An 11,414-nucleotide genomic window follows, 5' to 3' on the forward strand; every position below is an offset into this window, starting at 1 on the left:
CATGCCCTGCGGCCCTTCGACCACCAGGCTGGCGGCCAGCAGCATGACGGCGCCGATGGTGGCGGTGACGGCCGTGGTGGACAGCGCATCGACCCCGGCCAGAATGGCGCGCCCCAGCAAGGTGTAGCTGACCCAGCAGGCCACGCAGCCCAGGATCAGCAGCTCGCCCCGGCCCAGGCCGCCAGCCAGCAGCTGGGCCGGGTCACCATGCGAGATGACCAGCACCGCGCCCAGCGCCGCCAGCGCCATGCCCAAGGCAATCGTGCGGTTGATGCGTTCCCGAAAGATCCAGGCGGCCAGCAGCAAGGTGAGTACCGGGTTGAGCGTGATGACCAGCGCCGCCTTGCTGGCGGGCAGGTACTGCAGGCCGCTCAAAAAGCAGGCCGCGTAGCCAAACACGCCTGTGGCTGCAGCGGCGGCCATGCCCAGCCAGCGCTTGGGCGACCAGCGCCTGAGCCTGGCCATGCCGCCTGCCGCATACAGCCAGACCAGCAGCACCACGGCGGCCAGCACAAAACGCAGGCCCGACGCTGCCAGTGGCGGCATGTGCTGGGCCACCATGCGGCCACTGGGCCAGGACGCGCCCCAGAGCAAGGCCATGCCCATCAAACGCAGGTGCGAGGCGGCCTGTGGGCCGAGGATATTTTGTAAATTCATGTTTGGATGGTGCCTGGACCCGGCACGCGTAACGCATGCCAGCAGGCTCGGGGCGACTATAGCGACTGTGCGTGTCCGGTGATTGGCAGGCAGGCGACAGGTGACCAGAACCAGGGGCTAAGGACTGGCACTTGCACGGCCAGGCACTGTTGTGTGCTGGCTGCAGACCGCTGGGGAGGATGGTGGATACTGCGCGACAAGCGCGCGTATTCAGCCGCCCGCCAGCGCCGCTATAGTGGCTGCTGCCCGAACTTTCCCCAACGCCTTACCCATCTGCAAGGAGACTTCCATGTTCAGCCACATCATGCTCGGCACCAGCGATCTGGAGAAATCGCGCCAGTTCTACGACGCCTTCCTCGCCGCGCTGGGCGTGCCCGCGGGCGCTGCCAACAAGAACCGCTATTTCTGGCGCGCCAATGGCGGCACCTTCAGTGTCAGCACCCCCATCAATGGCGAGCCAGCGAGCATCGGCAATGGCAGCACGACCGGTTTTGCCGCCAGCAGCACCGAGCAGGTCGACCAGGCCCATGCCGTGGGCCTGGCCCATGGCGGCGTGGCCTGTGAAGACCCGCCGGGCTGGCGCGGCGAAGGCCCTGCGGCCCTGTACCTGGCCTACCTGCGCGACCCGGACGGCAACAAGCTCTGCCTGGCCTACCGCCAGCCCAAGGTGTAATCCGCCCCAGTAAAAACGCCCCGCAGCTGCGGGGCGTTGTCGTTGGCGGGTGTCAGACCCGGGCGCCGCGTTTGCCGCCCAGGGTGATCCAGGTCAGCAGCACGCCGCACAGCGCGCCGGTGGCCATGCCCACCACCATCGGCAGCGGCTTGCCGCTGGAGAACAGGCCCACAATCTGCATGGCGACCGCACCGGTGAGCATCTGCAAGGTGCCCAGCAAGGCCGAGGCGGTGCCGGCAATCTGGCCATGCGCCTCCAGCGCCAGCACCGAGGTGGTGGGAATCACCAGGCCCATCAGGCCGCTGGCGACAAAGTACAGGCCAATCAGCACGGCGAGCTGGTCACCGCCCACCAGGTAGTAGGCCAGCAGGCAGCACATCACCACGCCGCTGGCGCTAGCGGCCAGCTTGACAACGGGCACCAGGCCAAAGCGCTTGCCCAGCATGCCGGTGAACTGTGCCGCGCCGATAAAGGCAATCGCATTGAACGCAAAGGCCATGCTGTACTGCGTGGTGCTGAGGCCGTAGTGGTTGATCAGCACAAAGGGCGAGCCGGCCAGGTAGACAAAGAAACCGGCCATTGCGCAGGCGCCGATAAACACCAGGCCCAGGTAGTGCCAGTCGCGCAGCAGCAGGCCATAGGCCTGGAGCACACCGCCCAGGCTGCTGTCCACGCCGTTGTTGGACGCGCGCGTCTCAGGCAGGCCGCGCGCCATGGCCACCATGCCGATCAGCGCGGCCACTGCCACCACCCAGAACACCATGCGCCAGCCGCCAACTGCAATCACCCCGCTGCCGGCCAGCGGCGCGAGGATGGGCGAGACGCTGAAGACCAGCATCAGCAGCGACATCATGCGCGCGGCCTCGTGGCCGGTGTGCAGATCACGCACCACCGCGCGCGGAATGGCCATGCCCGCTGCCGCACCCAGGCCCTGGATAAAGCGCAGCACTACCAGCGTGTGGATGTCCTGCGCCAGCGCGCAGCCGACGCTGGCCAGCACAAAAATCGCCAGGCCCAGGTAGAGCGGCTTTTTGCGGCCCCACATATCGGCCAGGGTGCCAAACAGCGGCTGGCCCACACCCAGCGCCAGGAAGAAGGCCGTCAGGCTGGCTTGCACGGCTCCGACGGGCGCTTGCAGGCTGGCGCCAATCTGCGGCAAGGCCGGCAGGTACATGTCGATGGCAAAAGGGCCAATGGCGGAGAGCAAGCCCAGGATAAACACCAGGCGCAGGGAAATGGATGAAGGCATACACGTTAGCGACAAGCAGGCCTCGGGCCTGCGGTCGTTCATGGGGTTCGGTGTTGGAAAAGGCCTGCGGCTGCGGAACGCGAGAGTTCAGGCAGCCGGGCCGGATGCAGCGGGTGCATCGCGATAGATTTCCATTATTGCATCGCCCCCCGGTTGCTGCTGGATGGAGGGCTCTCGGCCCTGTCGTCGGGTCGGGGGGCGTCTCGATTTCAGGCGCTGTGCCGTGCCAGATGCTGAGCCGCAAATTCCTCGTACCAGGGCAGGCAGCCAGGGTTGGCCATGGTCTGCGGGTTCAGCACCTTGTCGGCGGGCTGGCCCAGCAGCAGTTTCTTGATCGGCAGCTCCAGCTTTTTGCCGGTGAGGGTGCGCGGCACCTCGGCCACCTGCGCGATGGTGTCGGGGATAAAGCGCGGCGACAGGGCGGTGCGTATCGCCTGCTCGATGCGGCCCTGGATGGCGGCGTCCAGCACCAGGCCATCGCGCAGCACCACAAACAGCGGCATATAGCTGTTGCGGCCCAGGTACTCCAGGTCGATGACCATCGAATCCTGCACCTCGGGCAGCGCCTCGATGGCGTTGTAGATCTCGCTGGTGCCCATGCGCAGGCCCTGGCGGTTGATGGTGGCGTCGCTGCGGCCATAGATCACGCAACTGCCGTCGCTGTTGATCTGGATCCAGTCGCCATGGCGCCAGATGCCGGGCCAGTGGTCGAAGTAGCTGTCCAGGTAGCGCTGCTTGCCCGGGTCGTTCCAGAAGTACAGCGGCATCGACGGAATCGGCCGGGTGCAGACCAGCTCGCCAACCTCGTCGCGCACAGCCTGGCCTTGCTCGTTCCAGGCCTCCACCGCATGGCCCAGCCAGCGGCATTGCATGCGGCCGGGCGCCTGGGGCAGGCTGCGGTTGCCGCCGATAAAGGCGCCACAAAAATCGGTGCCGCCCGAGATATTGCACCAGAACACCTCGCCGGCGCCGGCGGCCTGCAGCTGGGCACTGCCCCAGCGTTGCACCTCGGGTGCCAGCGGCGAGCCGGTGCTGCCCAAGGTGCGCACCTGCTGCAGGCCAGGGATCGCGCCCACGTCGAGGCCGGCTTTCATGCAGTTGCTGAAATAAGCGGCACCCGCGCCAAAGATGCTGGTGTGGTGGCGCGCGGCAAAACGCCAAAGCACGCCCCAATCAGGCTGGCTGCTGCTGCCGGCCGGGTGGCCGTCGAAGATGGTGATCGTCGTGCCAAACAGCAGGCCGCTGACCTGGATATTCCACATCACCCAGCCGGTGGAGCTGTACCAGAGAAAGCGTTCGCCGGCATGGCTGTCGCTGTAGCTGGCGCCCAGGTCGTTGTGCAGGCCCGCCACATGCAGGGCCAGCAGGATGCCGCCGGTGCCATGCACGATGGGCTTGGGCAGGCCGGTGGTGCCGCTGGAGTAGACGATCCAGATCGGGTGGTCAAACGGCAGCCATTCGGGCTCGAAGGCCGCGACGGCCTGCGCGTCCTGGCCGGTGGTGGCCCAGTCCCAACTGTGGCTGCCTACCGGCGCGGCGGCATAGGGGCTTTGCACGCGGATGCAGTGCTGCACCGTGGGCAGCTCGGCGAGCAAGGCCTGCACCACCGCACTGCGGTCCAGCGGCTTGCCGCCGTAGTAGACGCCATCGACGGCGATCAAGGCCTTGGGCTCGATCTGCTTGAAGCGGTCCACCACGGCAGCCACGCCCATGTCGGGGGCGCAGACGCTCCAGATCGCGCCCAGGCTGACGCAGGCCAGCATCGCGACCACCGTCTCGGGGATATTGGGCATATAGGCGGCCACGCGGTCGCCCCGGCCAATGCCCAGGCTGCGCAGCGCCACCGCCACCGAGGCCACCTGGCGCTGCAGCTCGGGCCAGGCCATCTCGCGCACCTGGCCGAGTTCGTTGTCGCTGACGATGGCCGGCACCCCGGCCTGATGGGCCGCTGCCGTGTGGCGCAGCAGCTGGCGCGGCAGGCTGACCTGGGCGCCGCTGAACCAACGCGCATTCGGCATGGCATCGGCGCTCAGCACCTCGGTGATTGGCGTAGGCGATTCAAGCTGGTAGTAGTCCCAGATGCTGCGCCAAAATGCAGCCAGGTGCTCGACCGACCAGGCATGCATGGCCTCGTAGTCGTCAAAGTGCAGGCCATGCTGCTGGCTGAGCCATTGCGCGTAGTGCTCGATCTGGGGCAGGGGGGAGAGGGCAGAGGTGGTCATGGCAAAAGAAAAAGCGTAGCCAGAGCGTACGCAAAGCGGCGCGCGCTGGCATGGGGGTTAGCACGCAAGCTGTCACCCTGGCAGCAGGGGGCGCTGTTTCTGCTGGGGCGCCCCGCTGATCCTGCTTGGCAATGTTATTTTTTGTCAGCCTGCCCAAGCCCTTTGCGGGCGCAGTGCCTGGCGAACTGGCACAATTCGCGCCCGGGTGCTGACGGGCGCCTTTCGTCTTTTCCTACACAGCGCTTGGGGGCCTGCAGGCGATCATCGCCATGCAGGCTTTGCACACCGTGCGAGGCAGGCAGGGGCCCCGGGCACAGACCCAGCGGGCCAGGCAAGGCAGAGGGGATGGACGGCGAGGAGCGGGCTTGCTGTGTCTGATGGCAGGTGCGCTGCATGCTGACTGCAAGATGCATGCATTTAGGCTGCATTGGTCACAAAATAATGCATTCACGCCGGAACTTAATCGATAGGCTCGGGTTCTCAATCGTCGCGCCCTGGCGCATGGTTGGTATTCCCTGCATGCCCTGGAGACCAGCGGCAATGCGGGGACCGCAAAGCCCGATGGGTCAGCTTTCGTGCCACTTGGCGCGTTAAGCACAGATGTTTAATTCCCAGCAAGCGCTGGTTGGTCAGCCTCCGGGCCTGCACCAAAACAGCGCAACAAATGACACCAAGTCTGGGAGCGCAACAACGGCTGAGGCCCTGTTGCGGTTAGATGGAGATCTTTGGTTTTGTCTGGATTCCGTATGAAATACAACCCTGCGCTCGATGGTATGCGCGCAGTGGCAATCGTCCTGGTGTTCCTGTCCCACGCCCATGCGCCGATGTTCGATGGCGCCTTCTTTGGTGTGGACCTGTTCTTTGTGCTCAGCGGCTTTTTGATCACTTCGCTGCTGCTGAAGGAACACCAGCAATCGGGCCGCTTGGACTTCTGGCGCTTCTACAAGCGCCGCTTTTTGCGCCTGGCCCCGGCCTTGCTGCTGTTCTTGGCCGCCTACTGGCTGTTTGCGCCGCTGATCTGGCCTGGCCTGGATGATGTGAACCAGGATGTTGTCGTCTCGGCGCTGTACCTGGCCGACTACGGCATCGCCTTTTTTGACAGCCCGGACACCTTGCTGCATATGTGGTCGCTGTCGGTGGAGGAGCATTTCTACCTGGTCTGGCCGCCGCTTCTGGTGCTGCTGCTGGCCCATACCGCGCGCAAGCAGCTGTGGCGCCCGGTGCTGCTGCTGGTGGCGCTGATGTTTGTCTGGCGCGCCTACTGGGTGGCCCAGGGCCAGCACTTCTACGAAATCTTCTTCCGCTTTGACACCCGTGCCACCGGCATGCTGCTGGGTAGCGCGCTGGCCGCTGTGGCCGTGCACCGCCCCGAGTGGATGGATGCGCTGCATGCGCGCCAGAAATACCTGCTGTGGCTGCTGCCGGTGCTGCCCTTTGCCGTGATTGGCTACGAGTGGGACGACGCCGGTGCGCTGCTCTGGGGCTTTGCGCTGGTGGAGCTGGTCGCTGCCGCCATCATCGTTGCGGTGAGCAAGCAAAAGGGTGTGCTGTTCGACATGCTGAGCCTGCCGGCCCTGGTCTGGGTGGGCAAGATGTCCTACGGTATCTACCTCTGGCACTACCCGGTTGTGCGCCTGCTGCGCGCCCATACCGACTGGCAGTGGGTGGTGATCCTGGGCCTGCCGATCTCGGCTGCGTTTGCCGCGCTGTCCTTCTACACCATCGAGCGCTGGGCGCTGGGCCTGCGCGACCGCTCCAGCAGCAAGCCTGTGCAGCAGCCTGCAGGCTCGCGCACCGCATAAACGGCGGTCATCCCCCACCAAAGCCGGGCCTTGCCCGGCTTTGTTGTTTCTGCATGCTGCGGCTGCATGGTAAAAACGGGCTTTGATAGATACAGGCTTCGCCATGACTTCAGCTTCCGCACCCGCGCCTGCGTCCGCGCCTGCACCCGCGCCCATCGCCTCTGCCGATGAGGTGCTGCAATTCTGGCTGGGTAGCGCCCGCCCCTCCAGCAGCGAGGCGCTGCAGCACAAGCAGCAATGGTTCAGCAAGTCCGATGCCTTCGATGCGCGCATTCGTACGCATTTTGGTGCGACAGTGCAGGCGGCGCTAACAGCTGACTTGCCTGGCTGGACCGACGGTGTCTGGGATACGCTGGCCCGCATCATCGTGCTCGACCAGTTCACACGCAATATCTACCGGGGCACGCCCGAATCCTTTGCTGGTGACCCGCTGGCGCTGCAGCTGGCGCTGGGCCTGTGCGACAGTGGCCGGGACCAAGCGCTGCCGGCAGTGGTGCGGGTGTTTGTCTATCTGCCGCTGGAGCATGCCGAGGATGCAGCCCTGCAGCAGCGCAGCGTTGATCTGGCCGCCCGCTTGCGCGACAGCCACCCGGCGCCCGCCGAGCTGCAGACCTATTTGCAAGGCACCTGGGACTACGCGCTGCGCCACCAGGCCGTCATCAGCCGCTTTGGCCGTTTTCCGCACCGCAATGCCATTCTGGGCCGCAGCAGCACGCCGCAAGAGCTGGACTACCTGGCCCAGCCCGGGGCAGGATTCTGAACTTTTAGCGCAAGCACAGTAGCCCTTGTCTCACAGACGCGGGGCTGCTGCGGGCTTACCTTGTAGGGGTAGTGTTTACAACAACCACCCACCAAAGGAAGCCGCGATGCTAGACAAAACCCGCACCCCGCTGGCGCTTGACTCCAAGCGTCTGGATGCCGCCAAGAAAAGCCTGGACCAGGGCGCCGTGCTGCCCAATGACTCGCCCTACCGCGAGGACATCATCCGCCTGCTCAATGATTCGCTGGCCACCGAGCTGGTCTGCATCCTGCGCTACAAGCGCCACCACTTCACCGCGACGGGCCTGGAATCGCCCGCCATTGCAGAGGAGTTCTTGGTACATGCCCAAGAAGAGCAGGCCCATGCCGACCGCATTGCGACGCGCATTGTGCAGCTGGGTGGCGAGCCCGACTTCAACCCCGACAGTCTGAGCGGCCGCAGCCATGCCGACTACAACGACGACATGGACCTGCATGCGATGATCCGCTCCAACCTGGTGGCCGAGCGCGTCGCCATCGAGGCCTACACGCAGATGGTCGACCTGATTGGCGACAAGGACCACACCACGCGCCGCCTGATCGAGCAGATCCTGGAGCAGGAGCAAGAGCATGCCGATGAGCTGTCGGACTGGATGAAAAAGGCCCAGTAAGGGCCACCACACCTGAACCGCAACCGAGTTGCGGTTTTTTTATGCTGATGGAGGAAAAGACGGATGACCGATACCGAAGCAACACGCAAGAACGCCAAGCACCTGCTCTACCTGATGGTGAATGAGGAACTGCTGCGCGCGGGCGATGGTTTGGATGCCGATGCCCTTGGCAATGTGCTGAAGCGCAATGGCGTCAGCGCTGCAGAGCAGCAGCCTGCCATGGACTATGCCTGTGAGCAAGGCTGGTTGCAGAAGGGCGAGAACGGCCAGCTGCAGATCACCGAAACTGGTTTTGCATTGGATTGAGACGTAAAAAGACCACTGCCGGCGAACCGGCAGTGGCTACCAAGAGCACGGCCCAGACGCAATGGGACAAGGTCTGGCCGGGCTACGCACTAGATGCGTTTTCGTTGTGTGGCGGGCATACCCGCTGTAATGTCTCTCAAGCCTCGCCCAATGGCGAAGAGCATGAACATCTGACCGCTCTGCCAGCATCCGCCTGGGAGAGCGGTTTGCTTCACTTATTCGCCGAAGGATTCGCCTTCAGGCAGGGTGCCGGCGACCAGGGCTTCATGGGCCTGCTGCTGCACTTGGGCGCGGCTGAGGCTGGATGTGCGGCTTTCTGCACCGAACGTGTTGATGCGGTCACCGATCACGGCCATCGAGCCATTGCGCTGGGCTTCGCTCACCTGGGCCTGCACGTCGGCGCGGGTCAGGGTGCTATGGGCTGCAGGGTAGGCGGGGTAGTCCGAGCCATTGCCCACGGGGGCGGTGGTAGCGGCGCTGGCAGCACCGGCAAACACCAGACCAGCGGCCATCATCAAAGCGGACATATTGCGTGCAAACATGGTTTCTCTCCACGGACCCGCGCTGCTGGCAAATCACGGATTTGCGCGGTAAGAGCGGCGGCGTCCAAAAAATAGGTTGATTCGAAATTGGGGGAGGGCTGCGAGAGCGGCCTGCGGCCCACTCTCAGCGCCTCAGCGCGGTTGCCCGGGCTTATTCGCCGAAGCTTTCGCCTTCAGGCAGGGTGCCGGCAACGCGGGCGTCGTGGGCGGCTTTCACCACGTCGGCGCGGGAGAGGTTGCTGCTGCCCTTTTCAAAGGCATTGGCTTGCAGCTGGTCGCCCTTGAACAACAGGGTGCCGTTCTTTTGGGCTTCGACAAATTGCGCTTGCACATCGGCGCGGCTCACGGCGCTGGTGGCGGCAACATGGGGAGCAATCGACTGGTCGCCTTCAAAGGGATTGGCCTGGGCAACACCGGCACCCAACATCAGAGCAGCTACACCGGCGATCGAGAAAATACGTGCGTTCATTTTTAACTCCTGGAGAACTCCAGCGACTCACCATGAGGGGCTGGTTCGCTCAACGGGTGGTGCGGTGCACCTTGTGTGGTTCTCGTTGATCGATGTAGTTAGTGTATGCACCGCCCCGCTTCCGATAAATAGCCTAAATCGGAATAGATTGTTCTGAAAAACGATCTAATTTTTTGGCGGCCATGCAATCGTCCCGGCAGGGCCCGGTACGCACTGCTCTCGCTGGAAAGGCGCATACGTAGGAGAATTCCGGCAAACCTGGCGTTTGACTGTGCCGCAGAACTTCTTGGTTAACCCTGTCAAAGTTGACGCGGGGTGTTGGCTGCCACAGCAACCAGATTAGCTATGGATATACGACAGTGACAGTGCTGTCACAGAGGGTTTTGCAGCCGCAGGAGCTGCTGGTGCGCGGCGCTGCGCCAGTCGGGCGGCAGCTGGTGCTTGGCCTGCAGGTAGTGGTGGGTGTAGATGTCCAGGTAGGTTTCCAGGGTCTGCGCCGCGCGCTGGTCGCCGGCCAGATCCAGGCAGAGGGCTGCGACCTCGGCGGTGCAGAAATGGTCGTCGCGGCGCGAGCGCCGCAGCTGGTAGCGCGAGATCTGCTCGGGGTGCAGGCTGAGCACTGGAAAGCGGTCCAGATAGGGGCTCTTGCGGAACATCTTGCGTGCCTCGGGCCAGGTGGCATCGAGCAGGATAAACAGCGGCCTGCGGCCTCCCTCTGGCGGGGATGGTGCTGGCAGCTGCTGCACGGCGCGGCCGGGCTCATGCACAAACTCCTGAGGAAAGACCACATAGGGCTGCCATTGCGGATCGGCCAGCAGCGCTTCCAGCCCAGCATCCCTCTCTGTGCGTGACCAGCCAAAGGCCCAGGTCTCGGCCACCACATCGGCAATCAGCCAGCCGGTGTTGCTGGGCTTGAGTGGCTCGGCATCGTGCATCAGCAGGCATACGCCCGCCGTGGTGGCCTGCGTGGGCCGCAGCGCGCAAAGGCAGTGGCTGGGGCGCAGCCGGCAGCCCTCGCAGCGCTCCCCCTTGGGGCCGCCTCGGGCCAGAAAAGGGCGGGTGCTGCGCTGCAGCCGCTCGGCGCGCAGGCGCGAGACGGCATGGGGGGCGAGGGCGCCAGCGGTGTTGGCGGCCTCGCTGGCAAGGGGGGAAGAGGGCTGGGATGGCACGGGCGCTATTGTCGTCGCCCTGCCCAACCAAGCAGCGCAGCGGGTTTAGCGCTGCCCTTAGCGCCTATCAGTTCTGCACCGCTTCGAGCGCAAACAGCGGCACATCGGCGCGCCGGCTCAGCCACACCCCACCGCCCAGCTCGGTAAAGCCCTGGGCGAGGCCACGGCGGTAGAGCTCGGCGCGGTGGCGGTAGAGGCGCGGGGCGGTCAGCGCGTCGTCGATGATGTCGCGCTCATAGTCTTCGCGCGCGACGGCTTCGACATAGAGCGCGCCCCGGCTCAGCCGGCCCAGATTGGCCAGTGCCAGCTTCAGATCGGCCGGGCTCAGGTAGGGCAGCACGCCTTGGCAGATCACCAGGTCAAAGGGCTGGCCATCGGCCGGCGCATAGTCCACCACCGAGCCCTGCTCCCAGCCATAGCGCTGGCACAGGTACTCGCTGTATTCCACCCCGTGGTAGCTGGCCTGTGGAAAGTGCTGTGCAATCGCATCGCGCCACAGGCCGATGCCGCAGCCGACATCCAGTACGCGCTGCACCGGCACGCGCACGTATTGCAGGTAGCTGCAGACAAAGGCGCCCAGGCGCGCGGCATGCGCGGGGTCCACCACACTGGTTTTCTTGTCGAAGTAAAAGCGCTGGTAGTACGCCTCGTCAAACCATTGCCTGTCCGCTGATTGCACGCATGTCCTTTATCGATGCAATGCAGCACCACGTTGCATTGCGCAGGCAGTATCGCGCAGATGGCGCACGCGGGTGGGGCACTGCGGTATTGGCAGCGGGCCGGTTCAGCGCGGGATCACGGACAGGTTCTCCGGCACGATCTGCTCCTGGCTGCCTGCCGGGCAGGGGCCGTCGGTGTAGATGGTCTGGCCGCCCAGCTGGCATTTGCGCGGCACGGCTGCGGGCCGTGCCTGGCC

The 11,414-nt window shown here is 64.8% G+C and carries 12 protein-coding genes; 5 read left to right on the forward strand and 7 right to left on the reverse strand.

Going from position 1 to position 11,414, the window contains the following annotated elements; translation table 11 throughout:
* The coding region (locus tag H928_RS27200) for a DMT family transporter (protein ID WP_043339648.1) at window positions 1-657 on the reverse strand (657 nt) is incomplete at its 3' end.
* A 289-nt stretch (window positions 658-946) separates the two neighbouring features.
* Here H928_RS27200 and H928_RS0110725 point away from each other — a divergent pair.
* Complete coding sequence (locus H928_RS0110725; RefSeq protein WP_021026505.1) at window positions 947-1,330, forward strand: VOC family protein; 384 nt, start codon at window positions 947-949, stop codon at window positions 1,328-1,330.
* A gap of 52 nt (window positions 1,331-1,382) precedes the next feature.
* Here the strand turns inward: H928_RS0110725 and H928_RS0110730 are convergent, their stop codons facing one another.
* Both H928_RS0110730 and H928_RS0110735 read right to left on the reverse strand, forming a co-directional pair.
* The gene (locus H928_RS0110730) at window positions 1,383-2,579 is read right to left on the reverse strand and encodes a multidrug effflux MFS transporter (protein WP_021026506.1); all 1,197 of its coding nucleotides are present in this window, start codon (window positions 2,577-2,579) and stop codon (window positions 1,383-1,385) included.
* Window positions 2,580-2,788: 209 nt separating this feature from the next.
* Window positions 2,789-4,801, reverse strand: coding sequence for an acetoacetate--CoA ligase (locus H928_RS0110735; RefSeq protein WP_021026507.1), 2,013 nt, complete (start codon window positions 4,799-4,801; stop codon window positions 2,789-2,791).
* A 746-nt stretch (window positions 4,802-5,547) separates the two neighbouring features.
* Here H928_RS0110735 and H928_RS27205 point away from each other — a divergent pair.
* The 4 genes from H928_RS27205 (at window position 5,548) to H928_RS0110755 (ending at window position 8,318) form a co-directional block, all read left to right on the forward strand.
* Complete coding sequence (locus tag H928_RS27205) at window positions 5,548-6,603, forward strand: acyltransferase (RefSeq protein ID WP_021026508.1); 1,056 nt, start codon at window positions 5,548-5,550, stop codon at window positions 6,601-6,603.
* A gap of 103 nt (window positions 6,604-6,706) precedes the next feature.
* A complete protein-coding gene (locus H928_RS0110745; RefSeq protein ID WP_021026509.1) occupies window positions 6,707-7,363 on the forward strand; it encodes a DUF924 family protein in 657 nt (218 codons plus the stop codon).
* A gap of 106 nt (window positions 7,364-7,469) precedes the next feature.
* On the forward strand, window positions 7,470-8,012 hold the full coding sequence (locus H928_RS0110750) for a bacterioferritin (protein WP_021026510.1): 543 nt from the start codon (window positions 7,470-7,472) through the stop codon (window positions 8,010-8,012).
* Window positions 8,013-8,075: 63 nt separating this feature from the next.
* Entirely contained in the window at window positions 8,076-8,318 is a 243-nt protein-coding gene (locus H928_RS0110755; protein WP_021026511.1) for a hypothetical protein, read from the forward strand.
* Between the two features lie 215 nt (window positions 8,319-8,533).
* On the opposite strand, the gene H928_RS0110760 is transcribed toward H928_RS0110755, so the two are convergent.
* From H928_RS0110760 to H928_RS0110775, 4 genes are all read right to left on the reverse strand, one after another.
* Complete coding sequence (locus H928_RS0110760) at window positions 8,534-8,860, reverse strand: DUF4148 domain-containing protein (protein ID WP_021026512.1); 327 nt, start codon at window positions 8,858-8,860, stop codon at window positions 8,534-8,536.
* Between the two features lie 151 nt (window positions 8,861-9,011).
* Window positions 9,012-9,329 (reverse strand): DUF4148 domain-containing protein, encoded by a 318-nt coding sequence (locus H928_RS0110765; RefSeq protein WP_148293124.1) that lies wholly within the window; start codon window positions 9,327-9,329, stop codon window positions 9,012-9,014.
* A gap of 371 nt (window positions 9,330-9,700) precedes the next feature.
* Window positions 9,701-10,498 carry a tRNA-uridine aminocarboxypropyltransferase gene (locus tag H928_RS0110770; RefSeq protein ID WP_021026514.1) on the reverse strand — a complete coding sequence of 266 codons (798 nt, stop codon included), beginning with the start codon at window positions 10,496-10,498 and terminating at the stop codon, window positions 9,701-9,703.
* 67 nt (window positions 10,499-10,565) lie between these two features.
* On the reverse strand, window positions 10,566-11,177 hold the full coding sequence (locus H928_RS0110775) for a class I SAM-dependent methyltransferase (protein WP_021026515.1): 612 nt from the start codon (window positions 11,175-11,177) through the stop codon (window positions 10,566-10,568).
* Window positions 11,178-11,414: the final 237 nt, after the last annotated feature.

Source organism: Comamonas sp. B-9 (assembly GCF_000410635.1).
Lineage (GTDB): Bacteria > Pseudomonadota > Gammaproteobacteria > Burkholderiales > Burkholderiaceae_C > Comamonas.

Excerpts from the sequence above, each read along its gene's own strand:
- H928_RS0110725 (WP_021026505.1), top strand. The coding sequence starts at position 947 with ATGTTCAGCCACATCATGCTCGGCACCAGCGATCTGGAGAAATCGCGC.
- H928_RS0110730 (WP_021026506.1), bottom strand. The coding sequence starts at position 2,579 with ATGCCTTCATCCATTTCCCTGCGCCTGGTGTTTATCCTGGGCTTGCTC.
- H928_RS0110735 (WP_021026507.1), bottom strand. The coding sequence starts at position 4,801 with ATGACCACCTCTGCCCTCTCCCCCCTGCCCCAGATCGAGCACTACGCG.
- H928_RS27205 (WP_021026508.1), top strand. The coding sequence starts at position 5,548 with ATGAAATACAACCCTGCGCTCGATGGTATGCGCGCAGTGGCAATCGTC.
- H928_RS0110745 (WP_021026509.1), top strand. The coding sequence starts at position 6,707 with ATGACTTCAGCTTCCGCACCCGCGCCTGCGTCCGCGCCTGCACCCGCG.
- H928_RS0110750 (WP_021026510.1), top strand. The coding sequence starts at position 7,470 with ATGCTAGACAAAACCCGCACCCCGCTGGCGCTTGACTCCAAGCGTCTG.
- H928_RS0110755 (WP_021026511.1), top strand. The coding sequence starts at position 8,076 with ATGACCGATACCGAAGCAACACGCAAGAACGCCAAGCACCTGCTCTAC.
- H928_RS0110760 (WP_021026512.1), bottom strand. The coding sequence starts at position 8,860 with ATGTTTGCACGCAATATGTCCGCTTTGATGATGGCCGCTGGTCTGGTG.
- H928_RS0110765 (WP_148293124.1), bottom strand. The coding sequence starts at position 9,329 with ATGAACGCACGTATTTTCTCGATCGCCGGTGTAGCTGCTCTGATGTTG.